This window comes from Promicromonospora sp. NPDC050262 (assembly GCF_040655935.1).
Lineage (GTDB): Bacteria > Actinomycetota > Actinomycetes > Actinomycetales > Cellulomonadaceae > Promicromonospora.
The window spans coordinates 129,611-151,446 of the sequence record NZ_JBFAKX010000015.1 but is presented as its reverse complement, the minus strand read 5'-3'; the positions used below and the strand labels follow the sequence as shown (position 1 = coordinate 151,446).

The following is a 21,836-nucleotide window of genomic DNA, read 5'->3' as shown; positions in this document are numbered from 1 at the left end:
GCCGCGTTCAACATCGGGAACGCGTTCGGCGCCTGGGTGGGCGGGCTGACGCTCGTCCCGGAACCACGTGAGTTCCGGGCCCGGCGACTGGGTCGATGCGCACTTCCCGATACCGGGTGGTGCGGGTCAGGCCGAGCCGATGCCCGCGCGGGCGATCGAGAAGCCGCTGCCCGTCGCGTCGGCCACGCAGGTCATGCCCGTGTCCGCGCTGGCGCACGTGAAGCCGTGCGCCTTCTTGGTCTGGCCGTAGTCGAGGATCGCGACGTCGCCCTTGGCCTTCTTGGGCTGGTCGTTCTTGCTCACGCACGGCTGCGTCACGTTGCCGCTCGGGTCGACCTTCGCCACGTAGCCGGACGCACCGTCGCACGAGGCGTCGGGCGCGGGCTTCTGGGTGAGCTCCGCGATGCCGCACGTCGCGGCGTCGGCCGAGATGGTGCAGGTGATGTTGAGCGACGGCGCGGCGAACGTCTCGACGCCGGCCCCGCCGTCCGTCTCCAGGCCCTCCTCGGCCTCCGGCTCGGCCGACTGCTCGGCGGCCGGGGACTCACCGCCGCCCGAGGCGGAGGTGTCGGGGGAGCCGAGCAGGTTCACGGCGAACACGATCGCGGCGATCACGAGCAGCACGTCCAGGGCGATGAACGCGATCCAGCCGGGGCTGAGCTTGCGGCGCGGGGGCTCGGGCTCGTAACCGCCCGGCTGGCCCGCGTAGACGGGCTGGCCGTACTGGTCGTAGCCCTGCGGCTGGTACTGCGCGGGCGGCTGGTACTGCCCGGGCTGCTGCTGGTACTGCCCACCCTGCTGGTACTGACCCTGGTTGTACTGCCCGCCCTGCGGCGCCGCGTACCCCTGCTGGTACTGCTCGGGGTAGTACTGCTGCTGCATCGTCGGGTCGCCGCCGCGCTGCACGGACTGCACCATGGGAGCACCCGGTGCAGCCGGCGCGGGGGTGACGGCCTGGGCGAACTGGTTGGTCGGCGAGATGGCGGGCGGCTTGCGCGTCGCCGCCGAGACACGCTGCACCGGCGCCTGCTGGACAGGCGTGGGCATGGTGGCGGGGTGCTGCTCCTGAAGGGGAGCGGTGGGCTCCTCGTCAGGGCTGCCGCCCGGTGGCGGTGGCGGGGGCGGCACAGTGCCGGACATCGGGCAACTCCTCAGCTCAAATCGGTCGGTCTGGGCGACCGCGGTCGATCGTACACAAAGGCGTTACTCGCTGTTACTCCTGCGTGGCATGATCGACGAGTCGTCGCAGGTAGTTCACACACCGGACGAGAAGCCAACCGATAAAGCGCGTTATTCGGACGCGCTGGGCGCCTTTGGTGCCCATGAGCAGACAGACGTGGAGGGCCCGTGCCCGGAGAGAACCTGACCCGCGCCGAGGCGGTCGAACGAGCCGGCGTGGTATCGGTCGAGTCGTACGAGATCGCCCTGGACCTGACCACTGGTCCGGAGACCTTCGCGTCCGCCACGACGCTGCGCTTCACCGCGACCGAGGGTGCCGCGACCTTCGTCGACCTCGTCGCACCGGCCGTGCGGTCCGTGACGCTGAACGGCCGCGAGCTGGACCCCGCCGCCGTGTTCGCCGACTCGCGGATCGCCCTGGACGGGCTGGCCGCGGACAACGAGCTCGTCGTCGTCGCCGACTGCGGCTACACGAACACGGGCGAGGGCCTGCACCGCTTCGTGGACCCCGTGGACGGCGAGGTGTACCTCTACACCCAGTTCGAGGTGCCGGACGCGCGCCGCGTGTTCGCCTGCTTCGAGCAGCCCGACCTCAAGGCCACGTTCCAGTTCACGGTCACCGCGCCCGCCGCGTGGGAGGTCGTGAGCAACGAGCCGACGCCGGAGCCGACCGCGGCGCAGCACGCCACCGAGGCCGGTGTCGAGGCCGCCACGTGGACCTTCGAGCCCACGGGCCGCATCTCGACCTACATCACGGCGCTGGTGGCCGGCCCGTACGCGGTGGTCCGCTCGTCGCTGACGTCGTCGGACGGCCGCGAGATCCCGCTCGGCGCGTTCTGCCGCAAGTCGCTGTCGGCGCACTTCGACGCCGACTACATCTTCGAGAAGACCCGCCAGGGCTTCGAGTTCTACGAGTCGACGTTCGGCGTGCCGTACCCGTTCACCAAGTATGACCAGCTCTTCGTGCCCGAGTACAACATGGGCGCCATGGAGAACGCGGGCTGCGTGACCTTCACGGAGTCGTACGTGTTCCGCTCCAAGGTGACCGAGGCCGTGCGCGAGCGCCGCGTCGTGACGATCCTGCACGAGCTGGCGCACATGTGGTTCGGCGACCTGGTCACCATGAAGTGGTGGAACGACCTGTGGCTCAACGAGTCGTTCGCCGAGTACGCCTCGACGCTCGCCACGGCCGAGGCCACGGAGTGGGAGGCGGCCTGGACCACGTTCTCCGCGATGGAGAAGTCCTGGGCCTACAAGCAGGACCAGCTGCCGTCCACGCACCCGATCGTCGCGGAGATCAAGGACCTGGAGGACGTCCAGGTCAACTTCGACGGCATCACCTACGCCAAGGGCGCCTCGGTGCTCAAGCAGCTCGTGGCCTGGGTGGGCCGGGACGCCTTCGTCGCGGGCGTCTCCGCCTACTTCGGCAAGCACGCGTGGGGCAACACGGAGCTGCCGGACCTGCTGACCGAGCTCGAGGCCACCAGCGGCCGCGACCTCAAGGCCTGGTCCAAGCTCTGGCTGGAGACCGCGGGCGTGAACACGCTGCGCCCCGTCATCGAGACGGACAGCCACGGCCGCATCATGTCGTTCGTCGTCGAGCAGACGGCCCCTGCCGAGTGGCCCACGATCCGCCCGCACCGCCTCGGCATCGGCTTCTACAGCCTGTCCGACGCCGGGGAGCTCGCGCGCACCCACTTCGTCGAGGTCGACGTCGACGGCGCCCGGACGGACGTGAAGGAGCTCGTCGAGCTCGACCGCCCGGCCCTCGTGCTGCTCAACGACGCGGACCTCGCGTACGCGAAGATCCGGCTCGACCCGGCCTCGCTCGCGGTGGCGCTGGAGCACCTGGCCGACATCGCGGACCCGCTGGCCCGCTCCCTGGTGTGGGGCTCGGTCTGGGACGCGGTGCGCGACGGCGAGGTGCCGGCGTCGGAGTACGTGAAGCTCGTGCTGGGCGGCATCGCCGGCGAGACCGAGTCGACCACGCTGCGCACCACGCTCAACCAGATGGTGCTGGCCGCCAAGCAGTTCGTGGCGCCGTCGGCCCGTGCGGAGACGCTCGCGGAAGTGGGCGACACGCTCTGGTCCCTGGTGGGCGACGCCGAGGCCGCCTCGGACACGCAGTTCCAGCTCGTGAAGTTCTTCGCGCACGTGGCCTCCACGCCCGCGCACGTGGCCACGCTGTCCGGGCTGCTGGACGGCTCGGTCGCGCTCGACGGGCTGGAGATCGACACCGACCTGCGCTGGGAGCTGCTGGAGGGCCTGGTGCTCAACGGCGCGGCGGGCGACGCGGAGATCGACACCACGCTGGCCGCCGACGACACCGCGACGGGCCGCCAGTCCGCCGCGCGCGCCCGGGCCGCCAAGCCCACGGTCGAGGGCAAGCTGGCCGCGCTGTCCTCGGTGGTGGACGCCGCCGACGTGCCGAACGCGATCATCCGGAACACCGGCCTCGGGTTCCTGCACGTGAACGACCCGGCCCCGCTGGCCGACGTCGTGCAGCCCTACCTGGACGCCGTGCTCAAGGTGTGGGACGAGCGCAGCTACCACATCGCCGAGGAGATCATCGAGGGCTTCTACCCGGCCCCGCTGGCCTCGTCGGAGCTGCGGGACGCCACCGCGGCGTGGCTGGAGACGAACGCGGACGCGGCCCCGGCGCTGCGCCGTCTGGTCGTCGAGGCCCTGGCGGGCACGGAGCGGGCGCTGAAGGCCCAGGCCAAGGACGCCTGACGCCGGCGGCTGGACCTCCGCTCACCTTTGAGGCCCGGGTTTCTTCGCTTTGAGCCATCTCAAAGCGAAGAAACCCGGGCCTCAAGGGTGAGGGGCGACTACCAGATGCGGACCCGGTCCTCCGGGGCCAGGTAGAGCGCGTCGCCCGGCTGGACGTCGTAGGTCGCGTAGAACTCGTCCACGTTGCTCACCACGCCGTTGCAGCGGAACTCGTTGGGGGAGTGCGGGTCCGTCGCGAGGCGGCGGAGCACCTCCTCGTCGCGGCCCTTGGACTGCCAGACCTGGGCCCAGCCGAGGAAGATCCGCTCCAGGGCGGTGAGCCCGTCCACGACGGGCGCCTCGTCCAGCGGCTTGCCGAGCGCGATCCGGTAGGCCTTGATCGCGATCGACAGCCCGCCCAGGTCGCCGATGTTCTCGCCGATGGTCAGGCTGCCGTTGACGTGGCCCTCCGCGGCGGCCTCCCCTGCGGTACCTGCACCTTCGCCGACGGCGGACGCCGCCAGCTGCGCCGGCCGGAACGCGTCGTACTGCGCGATCAGCGCACTCGTGCGCTTCTCGAACTCGGTCCGGTCGGTGTCGGTCCACCAGTCCTCGAGTCGGCCGTCGCCGTCGTACTTGGAGCCCTGGTCGTCGAACCCGTGCCCGATCTCGTGCCCGATGACGCCGCCGATCCCGCCGAAGTTCACGGCGTCGTCCGCCTCGGGGTCGAAGAACGGGGGCTGCAGGATCGCCGCGGGGAACACGATCTCGTTCATGCCCGGGTTGTAGTAGGCGTTGACGGTCTGCGGCGTCATGAACCACTCGTCGCGGTCCAGCGGCTTGCCGATCTTGGCCAGCTCGTAGTCCTGGTCGAACGCGTTGGAGCGGCGCACGTTGCCGACCACGTCGGCGGCGTCCACCTCCAGGCCCGAGTAGTCGCGCCAGCGCACCGGGTAGCCCACCTTGGGGGTGAACTTCTCCAGCTTGGTCAGCGCCTTCGCCTTGGTCTCGTCGGTCATCCAGTCGAGGCCTTCGATCGACTCCCGGTAGGCGGCGACCAGCGCCTCCACGAGGCGGTCCATCCGGGCCTTGTTCGACGGCGGGAAGTGCCGCGCGACGTACTCCGCGCCGACGACCTCGCCGAGCGCGCCCTCGACCAGCGCCACGCCGCGCTTCCAACGCTCGCGCACCTCCTGCGCTCCGGTGAGGGTGCGGCCGTAGAAGTCGAAGTTGGCCTCGACGATCTCGTCGGTGAGGTACGGCGCCCGGGCGCTGACCACGTGGTACGTCATCCAGAGCTGCCAGTCGAGCAGCGACAGCTCGCTCCAGAGGGCGGCGAACCCGGTCGCGAAGTCGGGCTCGCGCACCACGATGTCGTCGAACGACCCGGCCGGCACGCCCAGCGCCTCGGCCCAGGCCACCCAGTCGAAGCCCGGCGCGGAGTCGACGAGCGCGGCCAGCGTCATCGGGTTGTAGGTGAGCGTCGCGTCGCGGTCGCGCACCACGTCCCAGTGGTGGCCGGCGAGCTGCTTCTCGACGTCGTACACGCGCTGCGCGGCGTCCTCGGGCGTGATGCCCCACGTCTCCTGGACCGGGGCGAAGCCCAGCATCCGGGCCACGTGCGGCACGTACTTCTTGCGCAGCTCGGCGTACTGCTCCTCGCGGTAGTACGCCTCGTCGGGCAGGCCGAGCCCGGACTGCCGCAGGTAGACGACGTACTTCTCCGGGTCGGACGCGTCGTTGTCCACCCAGAAGCGCACGCCGGCGGTGCCGCCCGTGCGCTGCAGCGCACCCAGCGCGCGGGTCAGCGCGGCGGCGTCCCCGGCGTCCTTGATCAGGGCGAAGTCCTCGTCCAGGGGTGTCGTGCCGAGCTCGGCGATGCGCTCGGTGTCCATGAAGCTCGCGTACAGGTCGCCGATCGTGGAGCCGGTGGGCGCGTCCTGGATGATCTCCCGGACGTGCACCTCGGCCTGGTCGTAGAGAGCGCGGAACGCCCCGTCCATCGCGCGGTCGGCGGGGATCTCGTGCCCGTCGATCCACCTCCCGTTCACGTGGCGGTACAGGTCGTCCTGCGGTCGGGTTGCGGGGTCGAGCGCGTCGAGGTCGATCCCCGACGTGAGTCCCGTGGCGTCGGTGGTCATTGCGCCAGCGTACGCAACGTGGACCTCGTGCATGAGGGAAGATGGGGCCATGCGTCTCCACATCGCCGCCGACCACGCCGGGTACGACCTCAAGCAGCACCTGGTGGGCCATCTCACCGCGGCCGGGCACGAGGTCGTCGACCACGGTGCCCACGAGCTCGACCCCCAGGACGACTACCCGTCCTTCTGCCTCTCCGCCGGTGAGGCCGTCGTGGCCGAGCCGGGCTCGCTCGGCATCGTGATCGGTGGATCGGGCAACGGCGAGCAGATCGCCGCCAACAAGGTGACCGGGGTCCGGGCGGTGCTCGCCTGGTCGCTGGAGACCGCGAGGCTGGGCCGCCAGCACAACGACGCGAACGTGATCGCCGTGGGCGGGCGCATGCACTCCGTGGAGGAGGCGACGTCGTTCGTCGAGGCCTTCGTGGCCGAGCCGTTCAGCGGCGACGCGCGGCACCAGCGCCGCATCGACCAGCTCGCCGAGTACGAGAGCAAGCGTGCCTGAGGGGCACACCGTCCACCGCCTCGCGCGGACGTTCTCGTCGCTGTTCGCGGGGCAGGTCCTGTTGGTGAGCAGCCCGCAGGGGCGGTTCGCGGACGGCGCGGCCGTGCTCGACGGCCGCCGTCTGGTGGCGAGCGAGGCCTGGGGCAAGCAGCTCTTCCTGGGCTTCGCGGCGGCCGACGCGCCGGGTGCTGCCGCCGCCGGCTCCCGCGCGGCCGACGTCCTGTGGCTGCGCACGCACCTCGGGCTGTACGGCGCGTGGACGTTCGCCGGCGCCCCGGACGCACCCGAGGTCGCGCACGCGATCGGCGCGCCCCGGCGCCGGATCGGGGAGCGGGACTCGGTGCCGGCGCCGCCCGGCCCGGACGTTCTGCCGACGGACGCGGCGCCGTCCGACGCCTGGGAGGTGCCCGAGCCGCGCGGGCAGGTGCGCGTGCGCCTGCTCGGCGCGCACGCCGTGGCCGACCTCACGGGTCCGACGGCGTGCGAGGTGATCACCGCCGACGAGAAGAAGGCGGTCGAGGCCCGGCTGGGCCCCGACCCCATCCGGGACGACGGCGACCCCGACGCGTTCGTGGCCGCCGTGGGCCGGTCGCGCGTGACGATCGGGCAGCAGCTCATGGACCAGGCCGTCGTCGCCGGCGTCGGGAACATCTACCGCGCCGAGGTGCTGTTCCGCGCCGGCGTCGACCCGCTGCGCCCGGGGCGCGACGTGCCCGCCGCGGCCGTCCGCGCGATCTGGGACGACCTCGTGGTCCTCATGCGCGACGGCGCCGACCGGGGCGCGATCGTCACGACGCGACCGGCGGACCGGGCGGACGGCGGCGCCGAGCCCGTCCCGGCGCCCGGCCGCGGCCGGACCCGGCAGAACACCGACGGCTCGCCGGGGTCGGTGCCCTCCGACCAGGCCTTCTACGTGTACCACCGCGACGGGCTGGCCTGCCGGGTGTGCGGGTCGCCGGTGCTGGTCAAGGAGCTGGCGGGCCGCAACCTGTTCTGGTGCGGTACCTGTCAGGCCTGATCGCGCGCCACCTCGTCGAGCACCCGCGCGAGGTGGCGGGCGGGCGCCTCACCCCAGTCCGCCCACTCCGCGTCGGAGGCCTCGCCGAGGGCGTCCCACCACGACGACGAGCGGTTGACCGCGTGGGTCACCGCGGCGGCACGCAGCAGCTCGTCGAGCGCTCCGGCGTCGAGGGGTACGTCCCACTCCGCGAGGAACGCGGCCTGGACCGGCTCCCAGGGCACCTGGCCGTCGTGCTCCACGACCGCCCGCGGCACCATGAGCGTCTCCAGCGGGTGTGCCCACTGGGCGTCGCCGAAGTCGAAGACCCGCAGGTCCCCGTCGACCACGAAGACGTTGCCCGGATGCAGGTCGCCGTGCTGCAGCGACGTCGGGAAGGGGCCCGCCCCCAGCGTGCCGGACGCGCGCTCGACGACCGGGTACGCCTCGCGCAGACGCGCCGCGACGTCGTCCGCGAGCCGGGCCGGATGGCCCGGCGGGAGGGTGGCGAGGCGGTCCAGCATCGCGCCGAACCGGTCCGCGGTCCCCTGCGGCGCGCGGTCGGGCAGCCCGGTGTCCTGTGCCTCGTCCGCATGCTGCGCGACGTGCCGCTGGAGGCGGGCCCAGGTCCGCAGCACGGAGACCCAGTCGTCGAGGACGGGCTCGTGCGAGTCGGCCAGGGTGCTGCCCCGGTCCACGGTGAGCATCCAGCCCCGGTCGGGCGCGGCGGCGACCGGACCGTCCACCTCGTGGGGCACCAGCCGGGCCAGGAGCGTCTGGAGCCCGGGTTCGAACGTCATCGCCGCACAGCCCGCCTTGAACCAGAGACGTCCGCCTGTGGTCTCGACCGCGAGCTGGGTCGACCACGGGCGCACCCGCGGCTGCGCGACGGACGTCACCTCGTGGCCCCGTCGTGCGACGACGTCGGCGACCCAGGACTCGGCCTCGGCGCGCCACGCGTCTCCGGTGACCACCGCGGAGAACGCCGGCATCAGAACACCCAGGACGCGCCCGGCGCGACCGGCCAGCCGAACGCGGTGCTCGCGCGGGCCAGCACGCCGGGCCGCTGCCCGGGCCGGGGATGCACCGTGACGAGGCCCGCCGCTGCCAACGTCGCGAGCGACGTGCCCCCGAGGTAGGCGGCGCCCAGCTCGCGGACGTCGAGCGACAGGTCGGGCGCCTCGAACTCCGGGTCGACCCGCTCCACCGCTGCCGGCCCGAACGCCTCCGCCCGGAGCCGGTACACGCCGGCGTTCGCCGGGAGGCGGGAGTCGGTCACGGCGAGCGTGACGTCGACGTCGGCGGCGTACTGCCGCCCCGCGAGGGCGGCGGGGACGTCGACCAGCCGGACCCACAGGTTGTCCGGGGTGCGCGGCGCGGCGGCGCGCAGGTTCACGAGGAGCTGCGTGATCACGTCGTCCACGGGGAGGATGAACGGGCTGACCTCGTTGGTCAGGTCGAGGTCCAGCAGCGCGCCCCACAGGGCGCGGGCCGCCGGGGCGTCGAGCGCCACGACCTCGCCCGCGCTGACCTGGCCGCGCGGGCCGGTCGGCTCCCAGGAGAGGTTGCGCCGGAACGTCACGTAGCCGCGGGGCTCCCCGTCGAGCTCGACGACGATGATGCGGCGCGACTCGCGCCCGCCGCGATGGATCGGGGCGTCGTCCCAGAGGACGGCCTGCAGCTCCTCGGTCTCACGCGTGACCCAGCCGGGCCGGTTGATGCCCGGCTCCCCGGTCGGCACGGCGCCGGCCGCGCGGTGCAGGCGGTCGACGAGCTCGCCGTGGCGCTCGCGGGAGGCCACCTCGACCCGGACCGTGTGCCGCTCCGCGCCCGGCACGTCGCGCAGTGCCGCGCCGCGCGGGATGTCGAGACGCAGGTCGTCGGCCGCGTGGCCGTAGCCGAACCGGCCGTAGATCGGGGCCTCCGCGGCGAACAGGGCGCTGAGCGGTTCGCCCCGCTCGGCGGAGCGCGCCAGGTGCAGGTTGATCATCGCGGTCAGCAGGCCGCGGCGGCGGTGCTGCGGGTGCACGCCCACCCAGGTCAGGCCCGCCGTCGGCAGCTCGGCGCCGGGCACGGGGAACTGCCCGAACGGGTAGGACGCGTGCATGGCCACCAGGCCGTCCACGCCGTCCGCCTCGATGGCCAGGGCGCGCTCCCAGGTCAGCGGGGACGGGGTGGCGTCGAGGTCGTCGTGGGCGTGGCCCGTCGGGAAGGCCCAGGTGTCGAGCTCGGTCACGAGGCGCTGGTCGTCGGAGGTCAGCGTGCGCCAGCGGTAGCCCGCCGGCAGGGCGATCTGGGGAAGTGCCATGCGTCGATCGTCGCACCCGTCGGCAAGCGGAAATTGGCCGGTCGGGCGGCGGCCGATGTCGGTGTCCGCGTCTACGATCGCATCCGTGACCCCGCCGCCGCCCGGACCCCCGCTCACCGACGTCGAGGAGTACGCCGCCGCCGTGCTCGACGTCGTCCGGCGCATCCCGTCCGGCCGCGCGATGACGTACGGCCTGATCGCGGAGATCGTCGGTGAGGAGCTCGGCCGGGGCGGCCCGCGCCAGGTCGGGAGCGTCATGGCGGGCTCGGGGAGCAAGTATGCGCACCTGGTCCCGGACGACGGCGAGCCCGGGGCCGGTGCGGAGGGCGCCGACGCACCGCCGTCGGACGGCGACCGCGTGCCCTGGTGGCGTGTGGTCAACGCGGCCGGATCACCGCCCCAGCACTTCCTGACCGAGGCCCTCGACGCGCTGCGCGCCGAGGGCTGCCCGCTGTCCAAGGACGGCCGCCGCGTGAACCTGAGACGCGCGGTCTGGTTCCCCGAGGACGAGGAGCCGCCGCACGACGCCTGACCGCACGATCGACGTCACGCCGGACGCGGCCGCATCACGGTCCTCCCGCAGCCGCTGAGTGCTGGGTATTCGCCCTTTTTCGTGTGCCAGAAGGGCGAATATCCAGCACTCAACGACCGGGGAGGGCTTGGATCAGACCTTGGACGGGGCGACCTTCGCGAGGAGGGAGCCCGCCGTCGAACGGGCACGGCCGGCCAGGGACGCGTCCTGCGTCGCGGCCAGCAGCGCGAGCATGGAGGCCGGGTCGCCCTGGACGAGCAGGGTCGTGATCGCGGTGCTCTCCCAGGTGGGCAGCTCGCGGCGGATCTTCTCGATCGGCCCGACCAGCGCGATCTCCTCCACGAGCTGCGTCGGCACGGCCGCGGCAGCCTCCTCCTTGCGCCCGGCGAGGTACAGCTCCTGCACCTTGTCGAGCGGCTCCTGGTAGCCGAGCCGGTCGAGCGACTGCTTGTGGAAGTTCGCCTCCTTCGCACCCATCCCGCCCGCGTACAGGGCGATGTGGGGGCGGATCACGTCGGCGGCGGCCTCGACGTCGTCCCGGACGACGACGGGGACCGTGGCGCACACCTCGAACCGGTCGGTGGCCGAACGTTCCTCCGAGCGGGCGTCGAAGCCCTCGGCGAGCAGCGCGCGGAACTCGTCGTCCATGCGCGGCGCGTAGAAGCCGGCCATCCAGCCGTCGGCGATCTCGGCGGCCAGGGCCACGTTCTTGGGGCCCTGCGCGGCCAGCACGATCGGGATCTCGGGGCGGAACGGGTGCACGGTCGGCTTGAGAGCCTTGCCGAGCCCCGTCGCGCCGGGCGCCTCGGCGGACAGCGGGAGCTGGTAGAATGAGCCGTCGTGCGTCACGGGCGCCTCGCGACGCATGACCTGCCGCACGATGTCCACGTACTCGCGCGTCCGGGCGAGCGGCCGCTTGTACGGCTGCCCGTACCAGCCCTCGACGACCTGCGGGCCGGAGGCGCCGAGCCCCAGCACGAACCGGCCCCGGGACAGGTGGTCCATCGTGAGGGCCTGCATGGCGGTGGCCGTCGGCGTGCGGGCGGAGAGCTGGGCGATGCCCGTGCCCAGCCGCACGTTCCTGGTCCGCGAGCCCCACCAGGCCAGCGGCGAGAACGCGTCGGACCCGTAGGCCTCCGCGGTCCAGACCGAGTCGAGGCCCAGCTTGTCGGCGGCAACGATGAACTGCTGGATGCCCTTCGGGGGCCTGCGGGACCAGTAACCGGTCTGGAATCCGATGCGCATGGGGTTCACCTCGTCGTGGGAACGGCTTACCTGGGACGGCGCGTCCCAGGTACTGGCCCACACCTTACCGGTCCTGCGGCGCCCGTTGTGGCTACGGTGGACTCGTGGCCACCTACGACGACGTCGCCCGGCTCGCCCTCGCGCTGCCCGAGACGGCCGAGGGTTCGAGCTATCGCCACCGCGCCTGGTCCGTCGGGACCAAGGCGTTCGCCTGGGAGCGCCCCTTCACGAAGGCCGACCTCAAGCGGTTCGGCGACGAGCCGGTGCCGCGGGGCCCGATCCTCGGTGTGCGGGTCGAGGACCTGGGGGAGAAGGAGGCGATCCTGGCCGAGGGGCGGCCGGGGTTCTTCACCATCACGCACTTCGACGGTTTCGCCGGGATGCTGATCCAGCTCGACGTCATCGCCGAGGCCGGGCTGCGCGAGGCCCTGGTCGACGCCTGGCTGGCGACGGCGCCGCCCGGGCTCGCGGAGCAGCACGCCGACCGCCTGCGCTGAGACCCTGTGCTGACCGGCGGGCCGGTGATCCCGTCACGCTGCCCGTCCGAGGGCCTGGGCTCGTCAGATGGAGTACTCGATGAGCTCCGACGGGTCCTCGTTGCGGGAGCGCTCCGCGACGGGCGCCTTCGGCACCCGGATCCGCGCGGGGATGCCCACCGCGACGGCTCCCGCGGGAACGTCCTTGACGACGACGGCGTTGGCGCCGATCTGCGCGTCGTCGCCCACCCAGACGGGGCCCAGCACCTTGGCGCCAGCGCCCACGGTCACGCGGTCCCCGAGCGTCGGGTGCCGCTTGCCGCGGTTGAGCGACCGGCCGCCGAGCGTGACGCCGTGGTAGAGCATCACGTCGTCGCCCACCACCGCCGTCTCGCCGATCACCACGCCCATGCCGTGGTCGATGAACATCCTTCGTCCCAGCCGGGCCCCCGGGTGGATCTCGACCCCGGTCGCCGCCCGCGCGAGCTGCGAGAGCAGCCGCGCGGGCAGGCGCAGGGCCGGCACCCGCCAGAGCCGGTGCGCGGCCCGGTGTGCCCAGAGGGCGTGCACGCCCGGGTAGGCGAGCGCGACCTCCAGGCGGGACCGCGCGGCCGGGTCGTGGGCGCGCGCGGCGTCGAGGTCCTCGGACAGGACCCCGAGCAGCCCGCGCCCCTTCGCCATCAGTCGACCAGACCCTCGAACAGCGGCGTGGACAGGTAGCGCTCGCCGAAGTCGGGAATGATCACGACGATCGTCTTGCCGGCGTTCTCCGGGCGCTTCGCGACCTCCAGGGCCGCCGAGAGCGCGGCGCCGGACGAGGTGCCGACCAGCAGGCCCTCCTCCTTGGCGGCGCGCCGGGCCGCGTCGATCGCGGTGGCGAGGTTGACGTCGATGACCTCGTCGTAGACCTCGCGGTCCAGGATGTCGGGCACGAAGTTGGCGCCGATGCCCTGGATCTTGTGCGGGCCGGGCTGGCCGCCGTTCAGGATCGGCGACTCCTCGGGCTCGACCGCGATGACCTTGACCTCGGGCTTGCGCTCCTTGAGCACCTGGCCGACGCCGGTGATGGTGCCGCCCGTGCCGATGCCGGCCACGAGGATGTCGACGGCGCCGTCGGTGTCCGCCCAGATCTCCTCGGCGGTCGTGGCGCGGTGGATCGCCGGGTTGGCGGCGTTCGCGAACTGGCGGGCCAGCACGGCGCCCGGGCGCTCCTGCGCGATCTTCTCGGCGGCGGCCACGGCGCCCTTCATGCCCTCGGCACCCGGCGTGAGCACCAGCTCGGCGCCGTAGGCGCGCAGCAGGGCGCGGCGCTCCTTGGACATCGTCTCCGGCATCGCGAGGACCACCTTGTAACCGCGGGCCGCGCCCACCCAGGCCAGGGCGATGCCCGTGTTGCCCGAGGTGCCCTCGACGATCGTGCCGCCCTCCTTGAGCTCACCGGACGCCTCGGCGGCGTCGATGATGGACACGCCGATGCGGTCCTTCACGGAGTTGGCGGGGTTGTAGAACTCGAGCTTGCCGAGAACCGTCGCCTCGAGGCCGTCGGTCAGGCGGTTGAGCTTGACCAGGGGAGTGTTGCCGATGAGCTTGGTCGCGTCGTCGTAGATGCGGGCCATTGTTCTTCCTTCGCTGGGTGGCGGGTCTGGCTTGGTTCGTGCGTTGCCCGACGTCGGCGCACCGGTCGTGCGGATGCGCGCCTCGGAGCCGGCGTCGAGCGTCTGGGGCTGGTGTCGGGGCCGGAGCGTCCCGCTGGCGACCTGGCCACGCGGACGGTGCCGGCGTGGTCTGGCGCGTGCGGACGCTCTACAGACAGCCTCGGGGGCAGCGGCCGGTCTCGCACATCGAGCGTGCGTCGACGGAGAGGGCGCGGTCGGGGAGTGCGGAGCGCACGGTGCTCAAGACGTCCTCCCTGCGTGTGGCGACCGTGTGGTCGCGCGGCTGCGTGTCACGTGGCGAGCGGGTGGCTCGACTCGTGCAGGTTACGCGGGCAGCCACTGTGAGACAAGATCTGTCTCAGGTATCGATCATGTCGATACTTTGCGCTTGCTTGCCTCGTCCGTGAGTCCGGAGCCGGGGCGGGCTGGATCACGGGGTGAAACAGTTGAGGCCGCGTCGCATGTCTGGCAGGTCTCCGGGGAAGTGGTTGCGCAGTCGAGGGGGTAACGCTGAGCTAGCACTGCTGCCTCAGCGTTACCCCCTCGGCTGCACATGGCTTCCCCCGGCAGCCCTGCGCGGAGCGGCACGTCCTGCTTAAGGTCGGGGCAACCGAACGCCCAGGAGGCACTTCATGGCTGCTACCGAACTGCCCGCCGCGATCCAGGAGTTCATCGACGCGACCAACGCCGGCGACACCGAGCGCTTCGTCGCGACGTTCACCGACGACGCCTACCTGAACGACTGGGGCCGCGAGTTCCACGGCCCGGAGGGCGTGCGGAGCTGGAACGAGACCGACAACATCGGGATGAAGAGCCAGTTCGAGCTCGTGTCCGTGGCGCCCGGGGACGGTCCGGACGCCTACACCGTCACGATCAAGGTGACGAGCAACCGGTTCAACGGGACGGGGCCGTTCAAGTTCGACCTGCGCGGCGGCAAGGTCGCGAGCCTCGTGCTGAGCTGAGCGGGCGTCCGGACGAGCGGCGCATCACCAGATCGCGACCTCCGCGCCCAGCTCCAGGCCCTTCTCGGTCGCGACCGCCGACGAGATCGTCACGTCGGTCTCGTCCTCGGGGAAGGCCACGCCCTCGACGAGCTGGTCGAGCTGGTCGTTGCCGAGCTGGTCGGCGAGCGTGGCGAGGGGGAGCGAGATCCCGGCGAACTCGACGGACTCCGCGCGCAGCACCGCCCGGCCGTTCTCGGCGGCCACGGAGAGGAGCACGTCCACGTTCTGCTCGCTGCCCGCGATCGAGAGCGGCACCTGCGCGACCAGGTTGCCGGACTGCGGCGTGACCTCGAGGTCCGGCAGGTCGGCGGCGGAGCGGGCCATGTCGGTGAGCGCCGCGGGCGAGACCTCCGCGCGCAGGGTCGCCCGCCCGGTCGCCAGCTGCACCAGCGCGAGCGTGTCGTCGCGCTCGACCGTGACGCCGTCGGGCAGGTCCGCCTCGGCGGCCGCGATCCGGTCGTCGATGATGCCGCGCAGCACCACCTCGCCGACCACGCCCAGGACGACCAGCACGCCGATCACGGAGACGACGGCGACGATCCAACGACGGGGACGGCGAGGTGCGCTCGGCGGCGCGGCTGCGTTCGACGACATGCGCCTATTCGACAGCATCGTCATGCCGGACTCATGGCGAACCGCTGGGCATCACGTGATGGGTCTCATCGCGACCGCCGCCGGACGCTCATGGCGTACGCGTCCACCCAGGCGGAGGCGTCCAGGTCGCGGGGCAGCGCGTTCGGCCCGACGCCGTTCTCCCGGGCCCACCGTCCGACGTCGTTCCGTCCGATGCCGTACCGCGTGAGCACCTCGCGGACGCCCCGGCCGGGACCGTTGAACACGGCGGCGGCGAAGCGCTGGTAGCGACCGAGGTCGGTCACGGGCACGAGCGGCCGCGGGCGCCGGTCGATCACGAGCAGCCCGGCGTCGACGCTCGGGCGGGGCCGGAAGGCCGCGGCGGGGACGCGCCGGTCCAGGCGGAAGGTGAACCACGGCCACCACTGCGCCGTCAGGAGCGTGGTTCCGCCGACGGCGGCGCGCTTGCGCGCGACCTCCCACTGCGTGATCAGCAGGGCGCGCTCCCATCCGTCCAGCGTGAACAGGCGGCGCAGCACGGGGGTGGTCAGGTGGAAGGGCACGTTGCTCACGAGGTCGTAGGCGCCCGACGGCGGCGCGTGGCGCAGGATGTCGTCCCGTGTCACCGCGACGTTGCCCGGGGCGATCCGCCCCAGGCGCGCGACCGAGCGCGGGTCGATCTCCACGGCCTCGACCGGCCGGCCGAGCCGGGCCAGCGGCAGGGTCAGCGCGCCGCGCCCGGCGGCCCACTCGACCAGGGGCCGGTCGGCGTCGAGGACCAGGGCGACCACCCGGTCGATCACCTGCGCGTCGACCAGGAGGTTCTGGCCGAGCTCGTGGGCGCCGCCGGGGTGCTCGCTCAGCCGTCGGGTGATGCCCGGGTCCAGGTGGTCCGGCCGGCGACCGGGCGTGCGGGCAGGGAGACGAGAGGATCGGTTGCGCGACATGGTGTGTGCTCCAGGATTCGTCGGCTGACAGGAATCCGGGCAGCACGAACGCGCCGCCCGGCGGAAGCCGGCGGCGCGGAGCACGCGCTGGGTGGTGGTGTGCGTTCCGCGCCGCTAGCGGGCGGAACGCTGCCTGATCATTGCGTTCATATCGCGGCCGACCCTACGAGCCGGCGTCCGCCCGGCGCCACGCTTTTTCGCCCGTCCCTTGACAGGGCGATGCGCCGATGGTCGGATGACGCGACTGTTAACGCTCACATTCTCGCGAGGTCACTGTGCAAAGAAGCACTCGTCCTTCCCGCCTGCCCCTGCGCGCGGTCGCCACGGGCGCCGTCGTCGCACTGCTCGGCAGCCTGGTTCCGCTCCTTCCCGCAAGCGCCACGACCACCCAGGCGGAGGCGGACGCCGCCGCCGCGGCGCTGAGCGTCGTGCACGCCGACGACGTACGCGGCCACCTCACGCTTCCGACGTCCGGGCTGCACGGCGCGAGCGTCACGTGGGCGTCGTCCGACCCCGCCGTGGTCGCCGCCGACGGGATCGTCCGCCGTCCGGCGCACGGCGCGGGCGACACGGAGGTCACCCTGACCGCGACCGCCGACGTCGCCGACGCCTCCGCGACCCGGGAGATCGCGCTCACGGTCCGTGAGCAGCCGGAGGCGGCCCCGTACGAGGGCTACGCGTTCAGCTACTTCACGGGCAACTCGATCGCCGGCGAGAAGATCTACTTCGCGGCGAGCCGCGGCAACGACGCCCTGACCTGGGACGAGGTGAACGACGGGCAGCCGGTGCTGGAGTCGACCGAGGGCACGCTCGGCCTGCGCGACCCGTTCCTGATCCGCTCGCCCGAGGGTGACCGGTTCTTCCTGATCGCCACCGACCTCTCGATCGGGCGCAACGGCGACTGGGACGCGGCGCAGCGGCACGGCAGCCAGTACCTGGAGGTCTGGGAGTCCACGGACCTGATCACCTGGTCCGAGCAGCGGCACGTCAAGGTCTCGCCCGAGAACGCCGGCAACACCTGGGCGCCCGAGGCCTACTGGGACGAGAAGCTGGGGCAGTACGTCGTGTTCTGGGCCTCGAAGCTGTACGCGCAGGACGACCCCGACCACACCGGCAGCGCGTACAACCGCATGCTCTACGCCACCACACGCGACTTCGTGACGTTCAGCGAGGCGCAGGTCTGGCAGGACCGCGGCGAGTCACGGATCGACTCCACGGTGATCCGCGAGAACGACGTCTACTACCGCTTCACCAAGGACGAGGGCGGCGGCGGGACCGGCTGCTCGGACATCATCCAGGAGAAGTCGGCGTCGCTGACCGCCGTCGACCTGCCCGGCGACCCCGCGTGGGAGTTCATGGCCGGCTGCATCGGCCGGGAGGCCGGCACCTCCGCCGTCGAGGGGCCCACCGTCTTCAAGGCCAACCCGGGCGACACGTCCGGCTCGCCGTACTACCTGTTCGTCGACGAGTACGGCGGCCGCGGCTACATCCCGCTCGGCACCGATGACCTGGAGCACCCCGACTGGCAGGTGCCGGCGGACTACGACCTGCCCGCCAGCCCGCGCCACGGCACGGTCATCCCGGTCACGGCCGCCGAGCTCGCGGCGCTGCGCGAGGGCATCGTGGTCCCGGAGCCGCCGACGCCGGTCGTGGCCGACGAGAACGGCCTGGTCGCGCACTACGCGCTGGACGAGACCGCGGGCACGGTCGCCGCGGACGGCACCGGCCACGGGTACGACGGCGTCGTCAGCGGCGACGCCACCTGGGCCGACGGCGCGCTGAACCTGGGCGGCACGAACGGCCACGTGCGGCTGCCGGACGACATGATGGCCGGGCTCGACGCGATCACGGTCTCCACGAAGGTCTGGCTGGACCCCGCGCAGGCCACGCCGTACTTCATCTGGGGCCTGGGCAACACCGACGGCGGCGGCGTCGGCAACGGCTACCTGTTCACCACGGGGAACAACTACCGCTCGTCGATCGCGACGGGCAACTGGTCCACCGAGCAGACCGTGGCGTCGGGCGCGGCGCTGCCGCGCGGCGCCTGGAAGACGCTGACGTACACGCTTCAGGACGGCACCGCCCGGCTCTACCTCGACGGCGCACGGGTCGGCGAGAAGACCGGCGTCACGATCGAGCCGGGCGACATCGGCGACGGCCGGACGGCGGCCAACTACATCGGCCGCTCCACCTACACCGCCGACAGGTACCTCAAGGGCAGGGTGCGCGACTTCCGCATCTACAACCGTGCCCTGTCGGCCGACGAGGTGCGGGAGCTCGGGGCGGACCCGACCGCCATCACCGGCGTCGACCTGGACGCCCTGAAGGTGCCCGCCGTCATCGACGCCGCGACGTCGACCGTGACGCTGCCGGTGACGCCCGGAACCGACGTGACCGCACTGGAGCCGGCCTTCGAGACGGTGTCCACGTCCACGGTCTCGCCGCAGGTCACGGGGCCGATCGACCTGTCGGCGCCCCGCACGTTCACCGTCACCGCGCAGGACGGCGCCAGCCGGGCCTGGACCGTGCGCGCCGTCGAGATGCGCTCGCCGGCGCTGCCGGGCCTGTACGCCGACCCGAACATCGCGCACTTCGGCGACAGCTACTACCTCTACGCCACGTCGGACGGCGTCGCGGGCTGGGGCGGCAAGGACTTCTACGTCTGGACGTCGAAGGACCTGGTGGACTGGGAGCGCTCGGCCGAGCCGATCCTCACCCTGGACGGAGCGGACGGCGACGTGCCGTGGGCCGGCGGCAACGCCTGGGCGCCCACGATCATCGAGCGGGGCGGGAAGTACTACTTCTACTTCTCCGGCCACAACCCGACGTACAACCGCAAGACGATCGGCGTGGCCGTCGCCGACCGCCCCGAGGGCCCGTTCGTCGCGCAGCCGACGGCGCTGGTCCTCAACAACGAGCCGGTCGCGTCCGGACAGGCGATCGACCCGGCGGCCTTCCAGGACCCCGAGACCGGCCGGTACTACCTGTTCTGGGGCAACGGCGGGCCGTCGAACGGCCCGGTGTACGCCGAGCTGAGCGACGACATGCTGTCGATCAGGCAGGACTCCCTGGCGCGGATCGGCGGGCTCACGAACTTCCGTGAGGGCACGTTCCTCAACTACCGCGACGGGCTCTACCACCTGACGTACTCGATCGACGACACGGGCTCCGCCGACTACCGCGTCGGCTACGCGACCGCCACCAGCGTGGACGGCCCGTGGACCTACCGCGGCGTGATCCTGGAGAAGGACCCCGCCCAGGGGATCCTCGCCACCGGGCACAGCTCGATCGTCCAGGTGCCGGGCACCGACGAGTGGTACATCGCCTACCACCGGTTCGCGCTCCCCGGCGGCGACGGGACGCACCGGGAGACGACGATCGACCGGCTCACGTTCGGCGCCGACGGCCTCATGCAGAAGGTCACGCCCACCCTCACGAGCGTGGACCCGCTGCCCTACGCCGGCGTCCGGCCGCGGGCCCAGCGGCCGCCGAAGGTGAGCGGCCGGGCCACGGCCGGCTCGACGCTCACCGCGACGTCAGGGCACTGGGACCAGCGGCGGCTCACGTTCGCCTACCAGTGGCTGCGGGACGGCGCCGTGGTCGCCGGCGCGGAGGGCCGGGCGTACCGGCTCACCGGCGCCGACGTCGGGCACCGCCTGACCGTGCGGGTGACGGCGGCGACGCCGGGGGCCCTGCCGGGCACGGCGGTCTCCGACCCGACCGCGCGGATCACGGCCCACCCGGCCCCCTGCCGGACCCGCACCCCCGCCTAGCCGCCGATCGCTGAGTGCTGGATATTCGCCCTTTTCGGGGGCTCTGGAGGGCGAATACCCAGCACTCAGCGGGGGGAGCGGGAGGGTAGAGTTGCAGGCTGTCCGGAGCGGGAGTCGCAACAGATGGGGATGGCGTTGGCGCAGCACGAACTGAGGGGCGGGGCCCGATGACCGTCCTGACCTCTGACACCCGTCCGGTCGGGACCGAGGCGGCACGTCGCCGCAGCATCGCGGTCATCTCCCACCCCGACGCCGGCAAGTCGACCCTCACCGAGGCCCTGGCGCTGCACGCCCACGCGATCGACGAGGCCGGGGCGGTGCACGGCAAGGGGAACCGCGCCGGCGTCGTCTCGGACTGGCTCGAGATGGAGCAGAAGCGTGGGATTTCCATCACGTCCGCTGCCCTGCAGTTCGCCTACGGCGACGTGGTGATCAACCTGCTGGACACCCCCGGGCACGCCGACTTCTCCGAGGACACCTACCGCGTGCTGACGGCGGTGGACGCCGCCGTCATGCTGCTCGACTCGGCCAAGGGTCTGGAGCCGCAGACGCTCAAGCTGTTCGAGGTGTGCCGCCGCCGCGGCGTGCCGGTCATCACGTTCGTCAACAAGTGGGACCGCCCCGGGCGCGAGGCGCTGGAGCTGTGCGACGAGCTGGAGGAGCGCATCAACCTGCGCCCGACACCGCTGAGCTGGCCCATCGGCGAGGCCGGCCGGTTCCTCGGGCTGCTCGACCGCGCCACCGGCGAGGTGCGCACCTACCGCCGCGCCCCGGGCGGCGCGTCGATCGCCGAGGAGGAGCTCCTCACCCCGCAGGCCGCCGCCGACACCCTCGGTGACGACCACACCGAGGCCGTCGAGAGCGTGCAGCTCCTCGACGAGCTCGACCGCGACTCGTTCCTCGCCGGCACGACGACGCCGATGCTGTTCGGTGCGGCGCTGGCCAACATCGGCGTCCGCCAGCTCCTCGACGCCGTCGTGGACCTCGCCCCCGCGCCCGGCGCGCGGCCCGACGTCGACGGCTCCGCTCGCGACGTGGACCAGGCGTTCAGCGGTTTCGTGTTCAAGATGCAGGCCGGCATGGACCCGAACCACCGCGACCACGTGGCCTTCATCCGCGTGTGCTCGGGCCGCTTCGAGCGCGGCATGGTCGTGACGCACGAGCGCACCGGCCGGCCGTTCGCCACGAAGTACGCCCTGTCGGTCTTCGGCCGTGAGCGTTCGACGGTCGAGGACGCCTACCCCGGCGACGTCGTGGGCCTGGTCAACGCCAGCACGCTCGCCGTGGGCGACACCGTGTTCGACGCCGCGGGCCCGCACGTGCGCTTCCCGCCGATGCCGGTGTTCGCGCCCGAGCACTTCGCGGCCGCCCGCTCGGCAGACCCGGGCCGCTCCAAGCAGTTCCGCAAGGGCATCTCGCAGCTCGAGCAGGAGGGCGTGGTCCAGGTCCTGGTGTCCGAGGCGCGCGGCGACGGCAACCCGATCCTCGGGGCGGTCGGCCCGCTCCAGTTCGAGGTCGCGACCTTCCGCATGGAGCACGAGTTCTCGGCGCCCATCCGGACCGAGCAGCTCGGTCTGTCGCTGGCCCGCGAGGCCGCGCCGGAGCACATCGACACGATCGCCGCCTACCCTGGCGTCGAGGTCGTGCGCCGCGGCGACGGCACCCCGCTCGTGCTGCTGCGCGACGTCTGGCACGCCCGGGCCTTCGAGCGCGCGCACCCGGACGTGCCGCTGATCCCGCTCGTCGCCAGCGGCGTCTGACGGCGGAGGACACCACCCGGGCGAGCCGCACG

The 21,836-nt window shown here is 72.6% G+C and carries 17 protein-coding genes; 8 read left to right on the top strand and 9 right to left on the bottom strand.

Features of this window, described 5'->3' with window-relative positions; translation table 11 throughout:
• Nucleotides 1–126: 126 nt before the first annotated feature.
• Nucleotides 127–1,140, bottom strand: a complete 1,014-nt coding sequence (locus AB0I29_RS21215) for a hypothetical protein (protein ID WP_285103045.1) — start codon at nt 1,138–1,140, stop codon at nt 127–129.
• Nucleotides 1,141–1,347: 207 nt separating this feature from the next.
• Here AB0I29_RS21215 and pepN point away from each other — a divergent pair, with 207 nt between their 5' ends.
• Entirely contained in the window at nt 1,348–3,912 is a 2,565-nt protein-coding gene (gene pepN / locus AB0I29_RS21210; RefSeq protein WP_357485425.1) for an aminopeptidase N, read from the top strand.
• Nucleotides 3,913–4,010: 98 nt separating this feature from the next.
• Here the strand turns inward: pepN and AB0I29_RS21205 are convergent, their stop codons facing one another.
• Nucleotides 4,011–6,032 carry a M13-type metalloendopeptidase gene (locus tag AB0I29_RS21205; RefSeq protein ID WP_357485422.1) on the bottom strand — a complete coding sequence of 674 codons (2,022 nt, stop codon included), beginning with the start codon at nt 6,030–6,032 and terminating at the stop codon, nt 4,011–4,013.
• 49 nt (nt 6,033–6,081) lie between these two features.
• Here AB0I29_RS21205 and AB0I29_RS21200 point away from each other — a divergent pair, with 49 nt between their 5' ends.
• Entirely contained in the window at nt 6,082–6,534 is a 453-nt protein-coding gene (locus tag AB0I29_RS21200) for a ribose-5-phosphate isomerase (RefSeq protein ID WP_285103048.1), read from the top strand.
• Nucleotides 6,527–7,552, top strand: a complete 1,026-nt coding sequence (locus AB0I29_RS21195; RefSeq protein WP_285103049.1) for a zinc finger domain-containing protein — start codon at nt 6,527–6,529, stop codon at nt 7,550–7,552. The genes AB0I29_RS21200 and AB0I29_RS21195 overlap by 8 nt, the downstream gene beginning before the upstream one ends.
• Here the strand turns inward: AB0I29_RS21195 and AB0I29_RS21190 are convergent.
• Complete coding sequence (locus AB0I29_RS21190; RefSeq protein WP_357485418.1) at nt 7,543–8,523, bottom strand: phosphotransferase; 981 nt, start codon at nt 8,521–8,523, stop codon at nt 7,543–7,545. The genes AB0I29_RS21195 and AB0I29_RS21190 overlap by 10 nt on opposite strands.
• Complete coding sequence (locus AB0I29_RS21185) at nt 8,523–9,839, bottom strand: GNAT family N-acetyltransferase (RefSeq protein ID WP_357485415.1); 1,317 nt, start codon at nt 9,837–9,839, stop codon at nt 8,523–8,525. The genes AB0I29_RS21190 and AB0I29_RS21185 overlap by 1 nt, the downstream gene beginning before the upstream one ends.
• Nucleotides 9,840–9,894: 55 nt before the next feature.
• Between AB0I29_RS21185 and AB0I29_RS21180 the strand changes: the two genes are divergently transcribed.
• Nucleotides 9,895–10,371 carry an MGMT family protein gene (locus tag AB0I29_RS21180; RefSeq protein WP_357485413.1) on the top strand — a complete coding sequence of 159 codons (477 nt, stop codon included), beginning with the start codon at nt 9,895–9,897 and terminating at the stop codon, nt 10,369–10,371.
• Between the two features lie 132 nt (nt 10,372–10,503).
• Here the strand turns inward: AB0I29_RS21180 and AB0I29_RS21175 are convergent, their stop codons facing one another.
• Nucleotides 10,504–11,616 carry an LLM class F420-dependent oxidoreductase gene (locus tag AB0I29_RS21175; RefSeq protein ID WP_357485410.1) on the bottom strand — a complete coding sequence of 371 codons (1,113 nt, stop codon included), beginning with the start codon at nt 11,614–11,616 and terminating at the stop codon, nt 10,504–10,506.
• A 104-nt stretch (nt 11,617–11,720) separates the two neighbouring features.
• Between AB0I29_RS21175 and AB0I29_RS21170 the strand changes: the two genes are divergently transcribed.
• Nucleotides 11,721–12,113 carry a hypothetical protein gene (locus AB0I29_RS21170; protein ID WP_285103054.1) on the top strand — a complete coding sequence of 131 codons (393 nt, stop codon included), beginning with the start codon at nt 11,721–11,723 and terminating at the stop codon, nt 12,111–12,113.
• A 63-nt stretch (nt 12,114–12,176) separates the two neighbouring features.
• On the opposite strand, the gene epsC is transcribed toward AB0I29_RS21170, so the two are convergent.
• Nucleotides 12,177–12,773: a serine O-acetyltransferase EpsC gene (epsC, locus tag AB0I29_RS21165; protein WP_285103055.1), complete on the bottom strand. Its 597-nt coding sequence runs from the start codon at nt 12,771–12,773 to the stop codon at nt 12,177–12,179.
• The gene (cysK, locus tag AB0I29_RS21160) at nt 12,773–13,708 is read right to left on the bottom strand and encodes a cysteine synthase A (protein WP_357485407.1); all 936 of its coding nucleotides are present in this window, start codon (nt 13,706–13,708) and stop codon (nt 12,773–12,775) included. Before cysK ends, epsC begins: the two co-directional genes overlap by 1 nt.
• Nucleotides 13,709–14,379: 671 nt before the next feature.
• On the opposite strand from cysK, the gene AB0I29_RS21155 reads away from it, so the two are divergent.
• Nucleotides 14,380–14,709 (top strand): nuclear transport factor 2 family protein, encoded by a 330-nt coding sequence (locus AB0I29_RS21155; RefSeq protein ID WP_285103057.1) that lies wholly within the window; start codon nt 14,380–14,382, stop codon nt 14,707–14,709.
• 24 nt (nt 14,710–14,733) lie between these two features.
• Here the strand turns inward: AB0I29_RS21155 and AB0I29_RS21150 are convergent, their stop codons facing one another.
• Together AB0I29_RS21150 and erm are read right to left on the bottom strand one after the other, a co-directional pair.
• Nucleotides 14,734–15,345 (bottom strand): hypothetical protein, encoded by a 612-nt coding sequence (locus AB0I29_RS21150; RefSeq protein WP_285103058.1) that lies wholly within the window; start codon nt 15,343–15,345, stop codon nt 14,734–14,736.
• A gap of 65 nt (nt 15,346–15,410) precedes the next feature.
• Complete coding sequence (erm, locus tag AB0I29_RS21145) at nt 15,411–16,271, bottom strand: 23S ribosomal RNA methyltransferase Erm (RefSeq protein ID WP_357485403.1); 861 nt, start codon at nt 16,269–16,271, stop codon at nt 15,411–15,413.
• Nucleotides 16,272–16,546: 275 nt separating this feature from the next.
• Between erm and AB0I29_RS21140 the strand changes: the two genes are divergently transcribed.
• Together AB0I29_RS21140 and AB0I29_RS21135 are read left to right on the top strand one after the other, a co-directional pair.
• Nucleotides 16,547–20,044, top strand: a complete 3,498-nt coding sequence (locus AB0I29_RS21140) for a family 43 glycosylhydrolase (RefSeq protein WP_357485401.1) — start codon at nt 16,547–16,549, stop codon at nt 20,042–20,044.
• Nucleotides 20,045–20,211: 167 nt separating this feature from the next.
• Nucleotides 20,212–21,804 carry a peptide chain release factor 3 gene (locus tag AB0I29_RS21135; protein WP_285103062.1) on the top strand — a complete coding sequence of 531 codons (1,593 nt, stop codon included), beginning with the start codon at nt 20,212–20,214 and terminating at the stop codon, nt 21,802–21,804.
• Nucleotides 21,805–21,836: the final 32 nt, after the last annotated feature.